This window comes from Paraburkholderia acidiphila (genome assembly GCF_009789655.1).
In the GTDB taxonomy this organism is placed as follows: Bacteria; Pseudomonadota; Gammaproteobacteria; order Burkholderiales; family Burkholderiaceae; genus Paraburkholderia; species Paraburkholderia acidiphila.
In genome coordinates this window covers 1-18,981 of the sequence record NZ_CP046910.1, presented here as the reverse complement: position 1 = coordinate 18,981, position 18,981 = coordinate 1, and the positions used below count along the sequence as shown (strand labels likewise).

17 protein-coding genes are annotated in these 18,981 nt (G+C 65.1%); 8 read left to right on the top strand and 9 right to left on the bottom strand.

From position 1 onward, the window contains the following. Positions 1 to 7: 7 nt before the first annotated feature. On the bottom strand, positions 8 to 1,225 hold the full coding sequence (locus FAZ97_RS14560; RefSeq protein WP_158759198.1) for an efflux RND transporter periplasmic adaptor subunit: 1,218 nt from the start codon (positions 1,223 to 1,225) through the stop codon (positions 8 to 10). A 69-nt stretch (positions 1,226 to 1,294) separates the two neighbouring features. Then, the gene (locus tag FAZ97_RS14555) at positions 1,295 to 2,188 is read right to left on the bottom strand and encodes an alpha/beta hydrolase (protein ID WP_158759197.1); all 894 of its coding nucleotides are present in this window, start codon (positions 2,186 to 2,188) and stop codon (positions 1,295 to 1,297) included. Between the two features lie 188 nt (positions 2,189 to 2,376). On the opposite strand from FAZ97_RS14555, the gene FAZ97_RS14550 reads away from it, so the two are divergent. Together FAZ97_RS14550 and FAZ97_RS14545 are read left to right on the top strand one after the other, a co-directional pair. Further along, complete coding sequence (locus tag FAZ97_RS14550) at positions 2,377 to 3,381, top strand: LysR family transcriptional regulator (RefSeq protein ID WP_133187772.1); 1,005 nt, start codon at positions 2,377 to 2,379, stop codon at positions 3,379 to 3,381. Between the two features lie 199 nt (positions 3,382 to 3,580). Beyond that, positions 3,581 to 3,853 carry a DUF4148 domain-containing protein gene (locus tag FAZ97_RS14545; RefSeq protein ID WP_158759196.1) on the top strand — a complete coding sequence of 91 codons (273 nt, stop codon included), beginning with the start codon at positions 3,581 to 3,583 and terminating at the stop codon, positions 3,851 to 3,853. A gap of 207 nt (positions 3,854 to 4,060) precedes the next feature. Here the strand turns inward: FAZ97_RS14545 and FAZ97_RS14540 are convergent, their stop codons facing one another. The 4 genes from FAZ97_RS14540 to FAZ97_RS14525 form a co-directional block, all read right to left on the bottom strand. Further along, positions 4,061 to 4,966, bottom strand: a complete 906-nt coding sequence (locus FAZ97_RS14540; protein WP_158759195.1) for a cation diffusion facilitator family transporter — start codon at positions 4,964 to 4,966, stop codon at positions 4,061 to 4,063. 7 nt (positions 4,967 to 4,973) lie between these two features. Next, on the bottom strand, positions 4,974 to 6,041 hold the full coding sequence (gene selD, locus FAZ97_RS14535) for a selenide, water dikinase SelD (protein ID WP_158759194.1): 1,068 nt from the start codon (positions 6,039 to 6,041) through the stop codon (positions 4,974 to 4,976). Between the two features lie 80 nt (positions 6,042 to 6,121). Next, complete coding sequence (locus tag FAZ97_RS14530) at positions 6,122 to 6,904, bottom strand: alpha/beta fold hydrolase (protein ID WP_158759193.1); 783 nt, start codon at positions 6,902 to 6,904, stop codon at positions 6,122 to 6,124. Beyond that, complete coding sequence (locus tag FAZ97_RS14525; RefSeq protein WP_158759192.1) at positions 6,901 to 7,935, bottom strand: M14 family zinc carboxypeptidase; 1,035 nt, start codon at positions 7,933 to 7,935, stop codon at positions 6,901 to 6,903. The genes FAZ97_RS14530 and FAZ97_RS14525 overlap by 4 nt, the downstream gene beginning before the upstream one ends. A gap of 361 nt (positions 7,936 to 8,296) precedes the next feature. Here FAZ97_RS14525 and phnC point away from each other — a divergent pair, with 361 nt between their 5' ends. From phnC to FAZ97_RS14505, 4 genes are all read left to right on the top strand, one after another. Next, positions 8,297 to 9,124, top strand: a complete 828-nt coding sequence (gene phnC, locus FAZ97_RS14520; protein WP_158759191.1) for a phosphonate ABC transporter ATP-binding protein — start codon at positions 8,297 to 8,299, stop codon at positions 9,122 to 9,124. A gap of 61 nt (positions 9,125 to 9,185) precedes the next feature. Continuing rightward, positions 9,186 to 10,163, top strand: a complete 978-nt coding sequence (gene phnD / locus FAZ97_RS14515) for a phosphonate ABC transporter substrate-binding protein (RefSeq protein WP_158759190.1) — start codon at positions 9,186 to 9,188, stop codon at positions 10,161 to 10,163. A gap of 8 nt (positions 10,164 to 10,171) precedes the next feature. Then, a complete protein-coding gene (gene phnE / locus FAZ97_RS14510) occupies positions 10,172 to 11,086 on the top strand; it encodes a phosphonate ABC transporter, permease protein PhnE (protein ID WP_158759189.1) in 915 nt (304 codons plus the stop codon). A 188-nt stretch (positions 11,087 to 11,274) separates the two neighbouring features. Further along, complete coding sequence (locus FAZ97_RS14505; RefSeq protein ID WP_158759188.1) at positions 11,275 to 12,111, top strand: EamA family transporter; 837 nt, start codon at positions 11,275 to 11,277, stop codon at positions 12,109 to 12,111. A gap of 15 nt (positions 12,112 to 12,126) precedes the next feature. Here FAZ97_RS14505 and pdxR read toward each other — a convergent pair whose 3' ends face one another. Next, positions 12,127 to 13,767: a MocR-like pyridoxine biosynthesis transcription factor PdxR gene (gene pdxR / locus FAZ97_RS14500; RefSeq protein WP_158759187.1), complete on the bottom strand. Its 1,641-nt coding sequence runs from the start codon at positions 13,765 to 13,767 to the stop codon at positions 12,127 to 12,129. Between the two features lie 127 nt (positions 13,768 to 13,894). Here pdxR and gabT point away from each other — a divergent pair, with 127 nt between their 5' ends. Continuing rightward, positions 13,895 to 15,187, top strand: coding sequence for a 4-aminobutyrate--2-oxoglutarate transaminase (gabT, locus tag FAZ97_RS14495; protein WP_158759186.1), 1,293 nt, complete (start codon positions 13,895 to 13,897; stop codon positions 15,185 to 15,187). A gap of 131 nt (positions 15,188 to 15,318) precedes the next feature. Then, a complete protein-coding gene (gabD, locus tag FAZ97_RS14490) occupies positions 15,319 to 16,770 on the top strand; it encodes an NADP-dependent succinate-semialdehyde dehydrogenase (RefSeq protein ID WP_158759185.1) in 1,452 nt (483 codons plus the stop codon). Between the two features lie 83 nt (positions 16,771 to 16,853). On the opposite strand, the gene FAZ97_RS14485 is transcribed toward gabD, so the two are convergent. Both FAZ97_RS14485 and pcaF read right to left on the bottom strand, forming a co-directional pair. After that, positions 16,854 to 17,471: a hypothetical protein gene (locus FAZ97_RS14485; protein ID WP_199272128.1), complete on the bottom strand. Its 618-nt coding sequence runs from the start codon at positions 17,469 to 17,471 to the stop codon at positions 16,854 to 16,856. Positions 17,472 to 17,778: 307 nt separating this feature from the next. Beyond that, positions 17,779 to 18,981 (bottom strand): 3-oxoadipyl-CoA thiolase, encoded by a 1,203-nt coding sequence (gene pcaF, locus FAZ97_RS14480; RefSeq protein WP_158759184.1) that lies wholly within the window; start codon positions 18,979 to 18,981, stop codon positions 17,779 to 17,781.

The window sequence follows — 18,981 nt, the reverse complement described above, 5'->3', positions numbered from 1 at the left end:
CCGCTCGTCAGGACGTCTTCGCTGCCTTCGCGCCGGGGGTCGCTGCCGTATTGGCCGAATCGGCGTCGGGGTCGCCGTTCATCGGCACCATGTGCGAGCGCACGACAATGCCCGGGCGCACGCGCTGCGTACCGTTCACCACCACGTGGTCGCCCGCCTTCAGGCCGTCCAGAATCACGCGCAGGTTGCCCTGCTGGCCGCCCGTTTGCACGGTGCGGTACGCGATCTTGCCGCTGTTATCCACGACGTAGACAAACTTCTTGTCCTGGTCCGTGCCGATGGCGGCGTCGTCCACGAGCAGCGCGGGGTGCGGAGCGCTGCCGCCCACCTTGATACGCGCGTACAGCCCCGGCACCAGCGCGCCGTCGGCGTTGTCGAAGCGCGCGCGCACCCGGATCGTGCCCGACGTGGTGTCGAGACGGTTATCCACAGACTCGATCGTGCCGGTACGCGAATAACCCGATTCGTTCGCGAGACCCAGTTCGACCGGCACCTTCGAGCCATCCTTCATGCGGCTGATGTAGTCGAGATAGGTCTGCTCGTCGGCGTCGAATTCGGCGTAGATGGGCGAAACCGAGACGAGCGTCGTGAGCGGCGCGGCGGCGGCTCCCGCCGAAACGACGTTGCCGACCGTGATCTCGGCACGCGAGACGCGACCCGCAACCGGCGCGACGATGCGCGTGTAGCCGAGGTTGATCTGCGCGGCTTCGAGCGCGGCCTGTGCGGCCTTGAGATTCGCGTTCGCTTCACGCGAGGCGTTCTGTTTCTCGTCGTAATCGCGCTTCGCAATGGCGTTGTCGCCAATCAGCCGCTGCGCACGCTCCCAGTCGCTTTGTGCGTAGCCCGTGCGCGCCTGTGCGGCGGCAAGCTGCGCGGCGGCCTGATCGACAGCCGCCTGGTACGGGCGCGGGTCGATCACGAACAGCGTTTCGCCCTGCTTCACGAGCGCGCCGTCACGGAAGTTCACCGAGACGATCGTGCCCGAAACCTGCGGACGTATCTCCACTTTTTCGACGGCGGCCATGCGGCCCGAATAGGTCTGCCAGTCGGTGATGGTGCGATTGAGCACGGCTGCGACATCGACCTCGGGCGCGGGCGGGGCTTCCGCTGCAACGGCGGGATGCGAGTCGAGGCGGATTGCCCCGAAGGTGCCCAGGCCCGCGACCACGAGCACGCCGAAGACCGCCAGCGCGATACGGGTTCGGGATTGCGAAAAGAGTGACATGTCGGACTCCAGAAATAATGGTTGATTGTTCTTCACTGGCTCGGCAGCACCGCCGCAGGGACGCTTCGCCTATGACGCGCCCGCGTCGAAGCAACATTGGAAAAACCGCACGGCTTCGTTGAGCGCGGCCGGATGCGCCGCGAGATCCGCATGGGAGACGCTCGGGTAGCGCACCACCTGGGTGCGCACGCCCGCGTCGATCAGGCGGCTCGCGTACTTCTCCGCTTCGATGTGCAGCACGTCGTTCTGTGCGGTCACGATGAGCGTGGGCGGCAAGCCGCCAAGGCGCAGCGATTCGAGTGGCGCCGCGTACGGATGCATGCGCTGCGTCGCGTCGGGCAGATACGCGCGATAGCACGCCGCGCATTCGCTTGCGGTGATGTCGGAGCCGAGGCGCGCCTCGTCGCCAAGACGCGTGAGACTCGGGTCCAGCATCGGCGCGAACAAGGCCTGCGCCGCGAGTTTCACGTCACCGCGATCGCGTCCCATGAACGCGAGCACGTTGGCGATCTGGCCGCCCGCGTCGTGGCCCGCCGCGATCACGCGCTTCGGACTCCCGCCGAAGGCGCGCGCCCGCGTCATCGCCCACAGCGCCGCACGATGCGCGTCTTCGGGCGCGGCGGGAAACGGGTGCTTCGGCGCAAGCGAATACCCCACGCTCACGACGAGCGCTGGTAAGCGTTCTGCGAGAAAGCGCCCAACGGCGTCCGCCTCCTCGATCGACCCGCGCACGAAGCCGCCGCCGTGGAAATACAGCAACACCGGCAGGCCGTTCGCGGCTTCGGGGCGGTACAGCCGCAGCGGAATCTGCTGCGCGTAGCCTTCGATCACGACGTCGGTCGTGAGCAGCGCGCGCGCCGTGCTGGGCTTGGCGGACGCGGTAACAGGCAGCACCACCGGGCTTTCGGCCAGCGGCGCTTCTTCCGCGGAGATCCAAGACGTCGGGCGTTTAAAGACATCCATGTCAAATCGGCGCAATGCGCGAGAGTAGATTCGAATGGAGCGAATTGTGGGTTCGGCAGACTTGCAAATAAATGCCTATAATCCGGCAACACAATTCGGCGCACCTGAACAATCTGTCTCCTCTTTGTGCGCGGGCGTTTCCGTCGAACGCCGCGCGCCGTGCGACCGAAGCTTTTTGGAGAGTGGCAATGGACCGCCTTCAGGCCATGCAGGTGTTCACCCGCGTCGTCGATACCAACAGCTTCACGCGCGCAGCCGAAACGCTCGACATGCCGCGCGCCTCGGTCACGACGATCATTCAGAATCTCGAAGCATTTCTCGGCGTGCGCCTCATGCACCGCACCACGCGCCGCCTTTCGCTCACGCCCGACGGCGCCGCGTACTACGAGCGCTGCGTGCGTATTCTCGCGGACGTCGAGGAAACGGAAACCACATTCCAGGACCGCAACCGCAAGCCGCACGGCAAGCTGCGCATCGACATGCCCGGCTCGATCGGGCGGCTAATCGTGATTCCGTCGCTGTGCGAGTTCCACGGGCGCTATCCGGACATCGACCTGCAACTCGGGCTCTCCGACCGTCCTGTCGACTTGCTGCAGGAAGGCGTGGATTGCGTGGTGCGCGTGGGCGCGCTGCAGGATTCGTCGCTGGTCGCGCGGCGCATCGGCATTTTCGAAGGCGTCTCGTGCGCGGCGCCCTCGTACCTGGAGCGCCATGGCACGCCGCAAACGCTCGAGGAACTGGCCGAGCATCGTGCCGTGAACTATTTTTCGTCGCGCACCGGGCGCGTGATGGACTGGGCGTTCCTCGTCGACGGCAAGGAAGTCGAGGTCAAGCTCAAGAGCATGGTCTCGGTGAACGACGCGGATGCTTACGTGACCTGCGGCATCGAAGGCTTCGGCTTGATTCAGGGGCCGCGCTACATGGTGCTGCCGCACCTGAAGTCGGGAGCGCTCGTCGAAGTCCTGCCCGATTACAAGCCGCTGCCGATGCCGATTTCGGCCGTGTACCCGCACAGCCGCCATCTGTCACCCAAAGTGCGCGTGTTCGTCGACTGGATCGCGGAAGTGTTCGACCGCTGCCCGCTGCTCTCCGGCCGCGCCTCGCTCGACAAGGCCTGCACGATGCGCACGCTCGAAGAGCGCGAAAACGCGCCGGCGCTCGAAACGCCGGTCATCTCGGAGTGGGCCGCTTAGGCTGGACGGCCTGACGCCATCGCGCGGCACTCATCCCTCAACGCCTCGCCCGCTAAGGCTTTCGCGGGCGCGGCGCAGCGATTGTTCCGGATTTTCGACAATTCCTTTCGCGTTGCGGCCGTTTATCGCAAACGGCTGCGCAACTACATTTGCTCCTGTCGCCGCGACCCACGTGGCACCAGTAGAAAAGGAGCAGATCATGAAACGCACTCTCGCAACCGCCATTGGCGCCACGCTCGTTCTCTCGCTCGCCGCCAGCGTCTCGGCCTTCGCACAGGACAATAGCGCCCCGAAAACCCGCGCCGAAGTCAAAGCCGAAATCGCCGCCGCGTATCGTGACGGCACGCTGCCCTCGCTGAACAAGACGAGCTACCCCGAGCAAAGTCTGATCGGCCGCACGCAAGCGCAACGCATCGCGCTGCAGGAAAGCCGCGCAAATAACGCGCAACGCGTTGCCCAGGCTGGCGAATAAACCCGCAAGACGCATCGGCATTCCGATTGCAAGACGAAAAACGTAGGAGTCCAACATGAATCCGACCGTACCTTCCGAACTCGAGCAGTGGGACAACACCACGCCCGTGTGGACGCCGTTCCGGCATTGAAGCTGGAAGCGCCGCGTGAAGATGTGAAGTGAGGATGTGAAAGGGCTCGGCACTCTTGCGACTGCCGGGCCTGGGCGTTACCGATTCACGAAATCCGGCTCGAAAAACACCCATCGCACGACGGGAAAGCGCGCCTGCAGATCGGCTTCGATCTCGTTGATCGCCTCGACCATCGTGCGGCTGTGCTCGTAGTCGAGCATTTCGCACTGCACCGCCACCATCACCTCCTTGCCCCATTGCAGGGTAATCAAGCTGATGATGCTGCGAATCTCGGGCCGCGCGCGCAGGAACGATTCGATATCGCGGCGCATTTCCGGGCTCGCCGATTCGCCCACGATCATCGACTTCACTTCGCGCGCGATGAACCACGAAATCAGCATGAGCAGCACGCCCACGCCGATCGAGCCGCACGCGTCCCAAACCGGATTGCCCGTAATGACCGTGAGCAGCACCGCGGCAAAAGCAATGGCGAGACCCGCGAGCGCGGCGATGTCCTCGCCCGCCACCACGAGCAGGTCCGAGTCGCGTGTTTCGCGCGCCCAGCGCCACAGCGATTTCGTGGGCGAGCCCTTGCGGATCTCGCGCATCGCGCCATAGAGCGAAAACGCTTCGAGCACGACGGAAATGCCGAGCACGACGAGCGCGACATACACGTATTGCAGTGGCTCGCGCAGGATCAGCCGATGCACGCCCTCGTACACCGAGAACGCGCCGCCCACGAAAAACAGCAGCAGCGCCACGAGCAGCGAATAGAAGTTGATCGCGCGGCCCGTGCCCATGGGGTGCAGCGGCGTGGGCGGCTCGCGCGACTGGCGCAGGCCGAAGAGCAGCAGCAGTTGATTGCCGCAGTCGGCCGTGGAGTGAATCGCCTCCGCGAACATCGATCCCGAACCCGTGAACGCAGCGGCAGCGTACTTGCAGACCGCAATGCCGAAGTTCGCGGCGAGCGCGTAAAAGATGGCTTTCGGCGAGTCTCCGCTCATACGGCCCTCACAGCGCTTCTACGCGCGCCGGTCCTTCGCTCAATTCGCCGATCACGCGGGCGTCGCTAAAGCCTTCCGCGCGGAAGATCGCCAGCACCTCGTCCACGCTTTCCGGCGCGCAGGCCACGAGCAGACCGCCCGAGGTTTGCGGGTCGGTGAGCAGCGTGCGCGCGCTCTCGGGCAGGCTGGGGGCGAGCGTGACAGCGTCGCCATACGAAGCCCAGTTGCGCCCCGAGGCGCCCGTGAACACCCCATCATCGACGAACTTCTGCACGCCCGGCAGCCACGGCAGGTCGGCGTAACGCACGCGCGCCGTGAGATGCGCGCCGCGTGCGATCTCGAGCGTGTGGCCGAGCAGGCCGAAGCCGGTCACGTCGGTCATGGCGTGTACGCCCGGCAATTCCGCCAGCGTCGCGCCCGGCTTGTTGAGCATCGTTGCGGCGCTCACCATCGCCTGGTAGCCGGCGTCGCCGAGCATTTCCTTCTTGAGGGCGGCGGAGAGCACGCCCACGCCCAGCGGCTTGCCGAGCACGAGCACATCGCCGGCTTTGGCCGACGCGTTGCGCTTCACGCGCTCCGGATGCACCACGCCGAGCGCCGCAAGCCCGTAAATGGGTTCGACGGAGTCGATCGAATGTCCGCCCGCCACGGGAATGCCCGCCGCCGCGCACACGTCCTCGCCGCCGCGCAGCACCTGCGCGATCACGTCGTGCGGCAGCACGTTGATGGGCATGCCCACCAGCGCGAGCGCGAGAATCGGCTTGCCGCCCATGGCATAGACGTCCGAAAGCGCGTTGGTCGCGGCGATGCGGCCGAAGTCGTACGGGTCGTCCACGATCGGCATGAAGAAGTCCGTGGTCGCGACGATCGCCTGTTCGTCGTTCAGCTTGTAGACGGCGGCGTCGTCGGCGGTCTCGGTGCCGACCAGCAGGTTTGGAAACGCGGTGGTGAGCGGCGTGCTGCGCGCGAGCAGCGCGGAAAGCACGCCCGGCGCGATCTTGCAGCCGCAGCCGCCGCCGTGCGAAAGGCTCGTGAGGCGCGGCACCGCAGCGCCGATAGCGGGTTTGTCGTTCATGTCGGGAAATCGTCCTGAAAGTGCCGGATGAGTTTTCGTATTATGGGGCAATCGCCGCACAGGCGACGCTGCGCCGCCGCTCACTCGCGGCCGGCGGCCTGGCCCGCGGCATCCGCCGCTCTATCGCCCGCGTGGAGCGTATCGAGCAGCCATTGCGGATCGTCGTGCGGCAAATCGTGTCCGGCCCATGGATGCTCCACGTGCGGTGCGCCCCAGGTCCGTGCGAGGCGCGCCGAGCAAACGGGATTCACGAGACGGTCGCCGCGCGAGGACACCACGAGCACCGCACAGCGCGGCGCACCGCGCGCCTTGAAGCTGGCTGCGGCAGCCAGCTGACGTAACGCGTTCGCACGGCTCACGTGGGCACCCGCGCGAATCGCGCGCCACGTTTCGAGGTCTGCGGCCAGCGTGTCGCGCCGCGCGCACGTGAGGCCGTGGATCAGCGTCTCGGCAAGATTGCCGCTGTCGTTGCCGTCCCAATACCGCGCCACGCGCGCGAGCGCAGGCCACGCCGAGGGACGCAAGCGCTCATACACGCGGCTATGCGGCCGCATGCTCGTATTCACGAGCACGAGGCGCTCGATCTCTTCGGGGTAGCGCAGCGCCCACGCTGTCGCGACCATGCCGCCCAGCGACATCGCCAGCACGCGAGAAGGCGCACGTGCGCCGCGCTGCTCCACGTCGGCGCGCAGCAGGTCCACGTAAGCGTCGACGACAAGCGGAGAACGCGCGTGCGCCTGCGTGCCGTTGCCCGGCAAATCGATCGGCATCGCGCCCTCGCGTGCGGCGAGCAGCGTCGCAAACGCGCCCCAGTGGCGCGATTCGCGCGTGAGGCCACGCAAGAGGATCCACGGTCCGCTCATGCGTCCGGCCTGCGATACCAGTGCGCGATCGCGCTTTGCAGCACCTGTTCGCGCGTCACGCCCTCGGGCAGCCAGCGTTGCGACGAGTACGCGGCGCGCGTGAGGAAGTCGAACAGGTTCGCATGGCGCCGAAGCACGCGCGCCGTGCGATGCTGCATCACCGGATTGAACATGCCCTGGCGCGAGAAAATCTGGCGCGGGTTCTTCTTGATCCACAGCCACGAACCCAGTTCGAGCGTGAGCGGCAGGAAGATGTTGCCGGCGGGCGCGCGATCGTACGCGCAGTCCCACAGGTCGCCATGCAGCAGATATTGGTGGCTCTGCGGCTCGAACGTGTAGCCGTGATGCGGATGCGCGCGCTCGAACATCGTCTTGAGCACGTACATTTCGGGCAGATGGCGCATGAGCCGGCGCGTGCGCGCGTACGGGAACCAGATGCTGTCGCTCCAGCCGTAGCCCGAATGGCAGTCGAGCGCGAAAGAGAGCGGGCGCTGCGAGAGTTCTTCATCGACGATCTTCAGGAGCGCGCTCGCCTCGGTCTCCATGGGCGCGCCGCGCCTGCCGCGATACCACGGCAGCCACGAGCCCACACGCTGGCCGCCCGCGAGAAAAGGCACGCGTTCGTCGGCGTCCTGCGGCGCGTTGCGCATGAGATCCACGCCGTTCGGGTTCGCGCGCGTGGCAAGCCACATGCCGCCCGGATTGACGATCGGCGCAAGCACGATACGCACGGATTCGAGCTGGCGCATCAGTAGTTCGTCCCACGCTAGACGCCCCACCAGCGCGCGCATGTAATCGAGCACCAGTTGCGAGCCGATGCGCTCGAGCCCATGAATGCCGCCAAAAAAACCGATGGCGGGCGCGGCCGGATCGCGCGAGCCGATCGCCGCGACATGCAGCGCAAACGTACGGCCCCGCACTTCGACTTCACCCGCGCTGCGAATGTCGAACCAGCGTGCGCCGGCATCGAGGATCGCCTTGAGGTCCTCGTATTCCGCGAAGCTGTCGGGTAGGAAGCTCAGTGCCTGCATATGGCGCCGGGTTTCGTCGCTTGTTCGGATGGGGCCGCCCAAGTGGGGCCGCCCAGGTTGGGTCCGCAGTGTGCGGCCGCATTGCCTACAACTGCCTGATGCCTGCCGCCCCTGTCGACAATAAGTCAGCAACAAGTCACGAAAACCAGGGACAGCATGCGCGCTGCCCATCAATATAGCCGCTTCCCTCGATATTGAGCGTGACAGATGTTTGGCGTCATGCCTCTGTCACATCTCACGCGATTTTTCCTCACGTCACAAGGCGTCAAAACATGTAGTCGTCTAGACGTCGCGACACCTTCACTCAACCGTCACAGTCGCTTCCTAGAATGAGCCCTCGACTACACAGCGACGGATTGTTATGGACGCCATTCGCATCGAACGCCTCTCGAAAAGCTTCGACAGCGGCCGCAAGGCACTCGACGAAATCAACCTGCGCGTAGGCGTTGGCGAGATGGTCGCGCTGATCGGCGCATCGGGCTCGGGCAAATCGACCTTGCTTCGCCATATTGCGGGCTTTACCGCCTCCGACCTGCAGCCTTCGCGCATCGAGATCCTTGGTCGTCCTATTCAGCAGGACGGACGCATCGTGCGCGAAGTGCGCCGCATTCGTCGCGACATCGGCTTCGTGTTTCAGCAGTTCAATCTCGTGCATCGCCTCACGGTCGAAACGAATGTGCTGATCGGCGCGCTCTCGCGCCTGCCGTTGTGGCGACGCCTCACGGGCCGCTTCCCGCGCGCCGAGCGCGAGCTGATGCTCGCCGCGCTCGGTGAAGTGGGCATTGCGCACAAGGCCGCGGAGCGCGCCTCGAATCTCTCGGGCGGCCAGCAGCAGCGCGCGGCGCTTGCCCGCGCACTCGTGCAGCGCGCGCGCCTCATTCTCGCCGACGAACCGATCGCGTCGCTCGACCCTGCTTCGTCGCGCCGCGTCATGGACATGATGCGCATGCTCAACCGCGATCACGGCTTGACCGTCGTCGTCTCGCTGCATCAGGTGGACATCGCCATGGAGTATTGCCCGCGCACGATCGCGCTGCGCGACGGGCGCGTGGTGTACGACGGTCCTTCAGCAGCGCTCACGCCCGCCCTGCTGCAACAGCTTTATGGCAGCGCCGCGCGCGAACTGCTCGAACCCGATGCTGCACCGTCCGCAGCTACGCGCTTCGGCGCACAGCCTCGCGCGGCTTGATTGCCACCGCAACCCAACCCATTTTCAACCCGCAACGTTTCACCCACCACGGACCGCCCCAATGAAACTGCTCCGCTCCATGCTCTCCTGGTGCGCCGCCGGCGCCGTCGCGTTTGCCTCGCTCGGCAGCGCGGCCGCTCACGCGGAAGACCTCAGCTTCGGCATCATCTCGACCGATTCGTCGGCGGTGCTCAAGCAACGCTGGCAACCGTTCATCGACGACCTGAACAAGCAGACCGGCCTGCACGTGACCGCGTTCTTCGCCACCGACTACTCGGGCATCATCGAGGCCATGCGCTTCAACAAGGTGCAGATCGGCTACTTCGGCAATGCTTCGGCCATGGAAGCCGTGGACCGCTCGAATGGCGAGATCTTCGCGAAGGTGCTGTACGCGAACGGCGACACGGGCTACAAGTCGGTGCTCATCACCAACGTGAACAGCCGCGTGAAGACGATCGACGATGTGTTCAAGAATACTAAAGATCTCACGCTCGGCTGGGGCGACCCCAATTCGACCTCGGGCACGCTGATTCCGGGCTACTACCTCTTCGCGCAGCACGGCGTTTCGGTGAACGCGACGAACTTCAAGACCGTGCTGCCGTCGAGCCATGAAGCGAACCTGCTCGCCGTGGTGAACAACAAGGTGGATATCGCCACCAACAACAGCATCGAGCTTGCCACGCTGCAACAGAAGCACCCGGACCGCTTCGCGCAAGTGCGCGTGCTGTGGACCTCGCCGCTCATTCCGTCCGACCCGCTCGTGTATCGCAAGGATCTGCCTGAAGCCACGAAGCAGAAGCTGCGCGACTTCTTCTACCACTACGCGAAGACCGATCCGCGCGAGAAGAAGATCATGGCTGACATCACCGGCTATGCAGGCTTCGCGCCCGCCACCGACGCGCAGCTCCTGCCGATCCGCCAGGTCGCGCTGTTCCAGCAGAAAGAGAAGATCGCCGCCAACACGAATCTCTCCGACGACGACCGCAAGAGCCAGATCGCGGCCATTGACGCCAAGATCGGCGCACTCGCGAAGCAGTAATGGGCGCAATGGATTTCGACAGCTCACGCGCCGTGCGGCAGGCAGACGTCTCCGGGGCCGCCGCTGCTCCGGCGGCGACGCCAGCCGCCGCCGCCGCGCCAATCGCGGCCCAGGCGCCTCAAGCGGCGGCCGCCCTTGCGGCGAGCAAGCAAACAGCAAAGCAGGCTGGCAAGCGCAGCTGGTCGTCGCTCGTGCTCTGGGCCATCGTGTTCGTGCTGCTCGGCGTGGCGTGGCGCGGCGCCGACATGCGCCCGCTCGACCTCTTCTCCGACCCCGCGAACATGAGCACGTTCGCACGCGGCTTCTTCCCGCCGGACTTCACGGAATGGCGCACGTATGCCCACGAAATGTGGGTCACGGTCGCGGTGGCGCTGTGGGGCACGGCGCTCGCCATCGTCTGCGCGGTGCCGTTCGGGCTGATGTCGGCGCACAATCTCGCGCCCGCGTGGGTGCTGCATCCCGTGCGGCGTTTGATGGACGCGTGCCGCGCCATCAACGAGATGGTGTTCGCGATGCTCTTCATCGTGGCCGTGGGCCTCGGGCCGTTCGCGGGCGTGCTCGCCTTGTGGGTGCATACCACGGGCGTGCTCGCGAAACTCTTTGCCGAAGCCGTGGAAGCCATCGACCCGCGCCCGGTGGAAGGCGTGCGCGCCACGGGCGCCTCACCGCTCGACGAGATCATCTACGGCGTGCTGCCTCAGGTCATGCCGCTGTGGATCTCCTACGCGCTCTACCGCTTCGAATCGAACGTGCGCTCGGCGATGGTGGTGGGCATGGTGGGCGCGGGCGGCATCGGCGTCGTGCTGTACGAGGAAATCCGCTCGTTCGATTATCAGCAGACGAGCGCCGTACTCATCATGGTGATCGTCGTGGTCACGGCTATCGATCTCATCTCCGCGAGACTGCGTGCACGCGTGATCTGACACCGCAGTTCGGCGCAACGCGCGCCTCCCCCGCGCGAGCCGGGACAGAATCCTGACGGCTCGCGCACCCTCTTTTCTGGCGAATTGTGGCAATTTGTGGCAATCGGCGCCAATCGGTGGAATAATCGCTTCCTTGCGGCTGCAACGGCCCGCATCCGTTCTAACCCATCGATCCAATCTGCTGCCCAATGGCCAGTTTCGTCGTCCTGCTGGTCCTGCTCTCGGCGCTCATGCACGCGAGCTGGAACGCCTTCCTTCATCTTTCGGGCGACCGCCTCTGGCTGCTCGGCATGTTCTCGGTGCCGTACATCGTCGTGAGCGCGATCGGCGTATGCGTGCTGCCGCTGCCCGCGCAGGCGAGTTGGCCCTACATCGCCGCTTCCGTGGTGCTGGAGTTCGTGTACTGCTTCACGCTGATCCGCGCCTATCGCAGCGGCGACTTCGGACAGATCTACCCCATCGCGCGCGGGCTTTCCCCGCTGCTCGTATTCGGCGGCGCGCTCGTGTTCGCGCACGAAGAACTGCATGCGCTCGCGGCGACCGGCGTTGCCCTCGTTTCGCTCGGCATCATGTCGCTCGCTTTCCGGCGCGGCATGCGTTTTTCGGGCGAGAGCGTGCCGTACGCGCTGCTCACGGGTCTTTTCATCGCGATGTATTCGGTCATCGACGGTATTGGCGCGCGCCTGGCCGGCAACGGCATCAGCTACATCATGTGGGTCTATCTGCTCTGGAACGTCCCGCAGTTTCTCGTGGTCTGCAAGCTGCGCGGCGGCGCGGCGAAGATGTTCACGTCGACGTCCGCGGTCGCGCGCGGCATGCTCGCGGGCGTCCTCGCCCTCACGGCGTATTGCCTCGTGATCGAAGCGTTCCGCTTCCTGCCTATCGCGATGGTTTCCGCGCTGCGTGAACTCTCGTCGATCTTCGCCGTGCTGATTGGCTGGCTCTTCATGAATGAGAAGCTCACGGCGCGGCGTATGGTGGCGTGCGCGCTCGTGACGTGTGGGGCGGTACTGATTCGGCTGTGATTGGCCCGTAATCGCTCACACGAATGCAGGCAACGTCGTATCGATCGCCTCGGCAAGCGTTTCGAACGCCGGCGCGATCTCCTCGTCGGGCACGCACGCATAGCCGATCAACAAGCCGGGGTTCGCGCGCTCGCGCGACGAGTAATACCCAGAAAGCGGCCGCACCACGATATTGCGCGCGAGCGCGGCTTCGGCCACGGCGCGGTCGTCGCTGCCTTCGGGCAGTTGCATCACGACATGCAGACCCGCGTCGCCGCCCATGGCGGGCAGCGCGTCGCCATAGCGGCGCGAAACGACGTCGAGCAGCACCTGGCGGCGCTGGCCATACAGCGCGCGCATCTTGCGGATATGCGAGGTGAAATGCCCTTCGGCGATGAATTCGGCAAGCACGGCCTGCTGCAGCAATTGCCCCTCGCGATACAACTCCGCGCTCGCGGTCGCGAAGCTTTCCGCGAGCGCTTCCGGCGCGACGAGATAGCCCACGCGCAAGCCCGGAAACAGCGTCTTGCCGAAGCTCCCCACGTAAATCACCTGCCCCGCCGTATCGAGCCCCTGCAATGACGCAAGCGGCCGGCTGCCGTAGCGGAACTCGCTGTCGTAGTCGTCCTCGATGATCCAGCACTGGTGCTGGCGCGCGTACTCGAGCAGCATGCGGCGGCGCGCGAGGCTCATCACCATGCCGAGCGGATATTGATGCGAAGGCGTGACGAGCATGAGCCGCGGCGGCGGCGCGGCGAAGTCGTCAGGCGACGGGTTGAGGCCTTCGCTGTCCACGGCGATCGGCCGCGTGTTGAGGCCGGAGACGTGCAACACGCTGCGCACGCCCCAATAGCATGGGTCTTCGGTCCAGATGGTGTCGCCGGGGTCGGAGAGCAGGCGCACGGCCAGATCGATGGACTGGTGAATGCCCGTCGTGATGATGATCTGCTCCGGCGAGCAGCGCACCGAGCGCGAGGTACGCAGGTAGTCGGCGAGCACGTGGCGCAGCAGCGCGAGGCCGCCGCCGGGCGCGTAGGTGAGCAGGTCCGGGCGCAGGCTGCGCCAGTACTTGTTGTGCAGACGCGTCCAGACCCGCGAGGGAAAGCGGGAGACATCGGGCACGCCCGGCATGAACGCGCCGCCCTGACGCTTCGATACGCCCGCGCTCCCAATCAGGCGCGCTCCGCGCACCGAGAGCGAGCGCGCCGCCGGGCGCTGCGAATGGCCAGCGGCGACGGTTTCCGGGCCGACTGCCGCTGGGACGCCAAGCCCCACCGCGGCAAGTGATTCCGCTCCGCGCGTCTGGCTGTTAGTTGCAACTCGCCCGGCAGGCGGCACGGCTCCTGAAACTTCGATATTCTCCCGCGTCTGCATAGAGCCAATTTCCGCCGCCCCGACGATCTCGTCGGGCGAGGTGTCGGCGACAAACGTGCCGCGCCCCGTGGCGGACGTGACATAGCCTTCGAGCACCAATTGTTCATAGACCTGCGTCACGGTATTGCGCGCAATCCCCAGTTCCGCCGCCAGCAGCCGCGACGACGGCACCCGCGCCCCCGCTGGCAGCTCGCGCGAAAGGATCGCCTGCTGAAGCAGCTTGTGCAGTTGCCGGTATACCGGTTGGACGCTGCCGCGGTCGAGCCGTTGGGCCAGCCAATCGGACAGAACACTCGCACGCATGGAAATTGGCTCCTAAATATTGCACTGAATGGCTCTGAAATTTAGAGCCAAACATGAGTATAGTCGCCACATGGACTGCTTGCCGGTCCGCCAACCAACCTCAGAACTGACACCGATTCCACAGGAGATGAACGTGAGCAAGAACGCCGACCTGCAAAGCCGCAAGAACGCCATTACCCCGCGCGGCGTGGGCGTGATGTGCGACTTCTACGCCGAGCGCGCCGAGAACGCCGAGCTGTGGGATGTGGAAGGCCGCCGCTTCATCGACTTCGCCGCCGGCATCGCCGTGTGCAACACGGGCCACCGCCATCCGAAGATCGTCGCCGCCATCAAGGCGCAGCTCGACCACTTCACGCACACCGCCTACCAGATCGTGCCGTACGAGTCGTACGTCTCGCTGGCCGAGAAGGTCGCCCAGCGCGCGCCGGGCAGCTTCGCCAAGAAGGCCGCCTTCTTCACGACCGGCGCCGAAGCCGTTGAAAACGCCGTGAAAATCGCTCGCGCCCACACGGGCCGCCCGGGCGTGATCGCCTTCGCGGGCGGCTTCCACGGCCGCACGATGATGGGCATGGCGCTCACGGGCAAGGTCGCTCCGTACAAGCTCGCGTTCGGCCCGTTCCCGGCCGACGTGTACCACGCGCCGTACCCGAACTCGGTGCACGGCATCAGCACGGCTGACTCGCTCAAGCACATCGAAATGCTGTTCAAGGCCGACATCGATCCGAAGCGCGTGGCCGCGATCATCTTCGAACCGGTTCAGGGCGAAGGCGGCTTCTACCAGGCGCCGGCAGACTTCGTGCGCGGCCTACGCAAGATTTGCGACACGCACGGCATCCTGCTGATCGCCGACGAAGTGCAAACGGGCTTCGCGCGCACCGGCAAGCTGTTCGCGATGGAACACTACGACGTCACGCCCGACCTGATGACGATCGCCAAGAGCCTCGCGGGCGGCATGCCGCTGTCGGGCGTGGTGGGCCGCGCTGAAGTCATGGATGCCGCAGCGCCTGGCGGCCTCGGCGGCACGTACGCGGGTAACCCGCTGGCAGTGGCGTCGGCACACGCGGTGATCGAGATCATCGAAGAAGAAAAGCTGTGCGAGCGCGCCACGAAGCTCGGCGACAAGATCAAGGCCAAGCTCAACGCGATGAAGGCCGACGTGCCGCAAATCGCAGATGTGCGCGGCCCCGGCGCGATGAACGCCGTGGAATTCTGCAAGCCCGGCACGAACGAAGCCGACGCCGACTTCACCAAGCGCGTGCAAACCGCCGCGCTGAACCGCGGCCTGCTGCTGCTCGTGTGCGGCGTGTACTCGAACGTCGTGCGCTTCCTGTTCCCGCTGACGATCCAGGACGCCGTGTTCGACGAAGCGCTCGCGATCCTCGAAGAGTCGATCAAGGAAGCCGTGGGCGTGCCGGCGTAAGCCTTCACAACACTCGGGCTCGCATGCAGTAAGCCATGCAGCGGGCCATCCGCGAAACGGCACACCGGCGTTTGCCGCTGTGCCGTTCGTCGTTTTAAACGAATCGATTCAACGCCTACCGGAGTTCAGACATGAACCTGAAAGACGCATCGCTGCTGCAATTCAATGCCTATATCAACGGCGAATGGCAAGGCGCCGAAGACGGCGCGACGTTCGAAGTGAAGAACCCCGCCACCGGCGCGCTGATCGGCACGGTGCCGCGCATGGGCGCGGCCGAAACGCGCCGCGCGATCGCGGCCGCGAACGCTGCATGGCCTGCATGGCGCGCGAAGACCGCGAAGGAGCGCAGTGTCATCCTGCGCAAATGGCACGACCTGATGATGGAAAACGCCGACGACCTCGCGCTCATCCTCACCACGGAACAAGGCAAGCCGCTTGCCGAAGCAAAGGGCGAAATCGGCTATGCCGCGTCGTTCCTCGAATGGTTCGCGGAAGAAGGCAAGCGCATTTACGGCGACACGATCCCCACGCCCGCCAACGACAAGCGCATCGTCGTGACGAAGGAACCGGTGGGCGTGTGCGCTGCCATCACGCCGTGGAACTTCCCCGCCGCGATGATCACCCGCAAGGTCGGCCCCGCGCTCGCGGCAGGCTGCCCGATCGTGCTCAAGCCCGCCGAAGCCACGCCGTTCTCGGCGCTCGCACTGGCCGTGCTGGCCGAGCGCGCCGGTGTGCCGCGCGGCATCTTCAGTGTGGTGACGGGCGACCCGAAGGCGATTGGCGGCGAACTCACGAGCAACCCGACCGTGCGCAAGCTCTCGTTCACGGGCTCGACGCCAGTGGGCCGTCTCCTCATGAGCCAGTGCGCCTCGACCGTCAAGAAGGTCTCGCTGGAACTGGGCGGCAACGCCCCATTCATCGTGTTCGAAGACGCCGATCTCGATGCGGCCGTAGCCGGCGCCATCGCATCGAAGTATCGCAACAGCGGCCAGACCTGCGTGTGCACCAACCGCTTCTATGTGCACGACGCCGTGTACGACGCGTTCGCGGCCAAACTGCGCGACGCCGTCGAAAAGCTCAAGGTCGGTCTCGGCACGGAGGCCGGCGTGACGCAAGGCCCGCTCATCAACGAAGCGGCCGTACTGAAGGTGGAATCGCACATCGAGGACGCGCTCGCGAAAGGCGCTCAGGTGATCGCGGGCGGCAAGCGCCACGCGCTCGGCCACGGCTTTTTCGAGCCGACCATCCTCACCGGCGTCACGCCCGCGATGAAGGTTGCACGCGACGAAACCTTCGGCCCGCTCGCGCCGCTGTTCCGCTTCTCGTCGGATGAAGAAGTGATCAGGATGGCGAACGATACCGAGTTCGGTCTCGCCGCTTACTTCTACAGCCGCGATATTGGCCGCGTGTGGCGCGTGGCCGAAGCGCTCGAATACGGCATGGTGGGCATCAACACCGGCCTGATCTCGAACGAAGTCGCGCCGTTTGGCGGCGTGAAGCAGTCGGGCCTTGGCCGCGAAGGCTCGCACTACGGCGTGGATGACTACGTGGTCATCAAGTACATGTGCATGGCGGGCATGTAAGCCCAAATGAAGAACGGGCGCCTTTCCAGGCGCCCGTTCGGATCGCAGAAAGCCGGCGCGACAATGCGCCGGCTTTTTTATGCTTACTGCGCGGCGCCGACCGGCGTGATCTGCGTCGCATAAGCGGAAACGAACACGGCGTGGATCGTGTCGCCGACCTTCAAGGTCTTGAGATCGACATCGGGCGTAGCCTGCAGCGTGACGGTCTGATACGCGCCGCGCAGCGTCACTTCGCGCTTCTTCGCGTTGATATGCTGCACCGTGGCCTGAACTTCGACCTGGCGCGCGGCGTCGTAGCCCGACGAGGCGGGCAAATAGACATTCGTATCCACACGCTTGCGAATGCCCTTGTCCTTGCCCGTAACCTTTTCGGCCGTCACGAGCAGTGCGTTTTTGTAGAGCACGTCGACGGTATCGCCCACGTTGAGTTGATCGAAATTGCCGACCTGCTGGCTGAGCGCGATATCGACTTCATTGCCTTGCGGGCCGCGCAGCGTGACGACGCGTGCTGCGCGATCGATGCCGACGATCTTCGCGTGAATATGCACCGGCTCTGCGTTGGCAATCACTTCCTGCGCTGCGCTGGCAAGCGCAGTTTGCCCCTGCGGCGCCGATGCGGGCGCGTCGTTTTGCGCTAACGTCGCCTGTGAAATGCCAACGCCCACCACCCATGCCGCCGCCAGAATCGCTGCCTTCGTCATTCGCATTCTCCTTATCGAACCGGTTTGAATTGACTGCCGTATCTGCATCGGCGTGAGGCGCCGAAGTGCGACCGATTCTACGCGCGGCCTTCAAAACGAGGACGCTACCTGGCCGGAAGCGGATCAAGTTATGGCCAACAAATACGGCGTATTGCCGGGGGGGTTTGCAGAGGCTCAAATTCCTGTGTGATTGCGCGTTGAAACGAAGTTTGCAATTGTTGCGTTGCACGAAATACTTCTATCCGCAAAACAAAAAAGCCGCGGATCAAATCGATCCGCGGCTTTCGCGATTCAGTGCGAAGAAGAATCAGACACGTTCAATGGCAATCGCAATGCCCTGCCCCACGCCGATACACATCGTGCAAAGCGCGAAGCGCCCTTGCGTGCGATGGAGCTGATACGTGGCGGTCGTCACGAGCCGCGCGCCGCTCATCCCAAGCGGATGCCCAAGCGCAATCGCGCCGCCGTTGGGATTGACACGAGGATCGTCATCGGCAATGCCGAGCATACGGAGCACAGCGAGACCTTGCGAAGCAAACGCTTCGTTCAACTCGATAACATCGAACTGGTCGATGGTCATGTTCAGACGCGCGAGCAGCTTTTGCGTAGCGGGTGCGGGACCGATGCCCATCACGCGCGGCGCGACGCCGGCCGTTGCAATACCCAGCACGCGCGCACGCGGCACGAGCCCAAAGCGTTTGGCGTTTTCCTCGTTGGCGAGCAGCAGCGCACAAGCGCCGTCGTTCACGCCCGAAGCATTCCCGGCCGTCACTGAGCCATCCGGGCGCACGACGCCCTTGAGTTTGGCGAGCGCTTCGAGGCTCGTCTCGCGCGGATGCTCGTCACGCGAGAAAACAATCGGATCGCCCTTCTTTTGCGCAATCGTCACCGCGACGATTTCCTGCGCCAGCGTGCCGTCCGCCTGTGCGCGAGCCGCCTTCTGCTGACTGCGAACCGCAAACGCGTCTTGATCGGCACGGCTCACGTTGTAATCGACGGCGACGTTCTCGCCCGTTTCCGGCATCGAGTCCACGCCGTATTGCTGCTTCATCAGCGGATTGACGAAGCGCCAGCCGATCGTCGTGTCGTAGATCGCGGCGTCGCGAGAGAAGGCGCTCGCCGCCTTGCCCATGACGAACGGTGCGCGGCTCATGCTTTCCACGCCGCCCGCAATCATCAGCCCCGTTTCGCCGGACTTGAGCGCGCGCGCGGCAATCCCCACGGCGTCCATGCCGGAGCCACACAGGCGGTTCACCGTCGAACCCGGCACGGCCTGCGGCAAGCCCGCCAGCAGCGACGACATGCGCGCGACGTTGCGGTTGTCCTCGCCCGCCTGGTTCGCGCAGCCGTAGATGACGTCGTCGACCGCCGTCCAGTCCACGTCCTTGTTGCGCTCCATGAGCGCTTTCAGGGGAACCGCGCCGAGGTCGTCGGCGCGAACCTGGGCCAGGGCGCCCGCGTAGCGGCCAATCGGCGTGCGAATCGCGTCGCAGATGAATGCTTCCGTCAT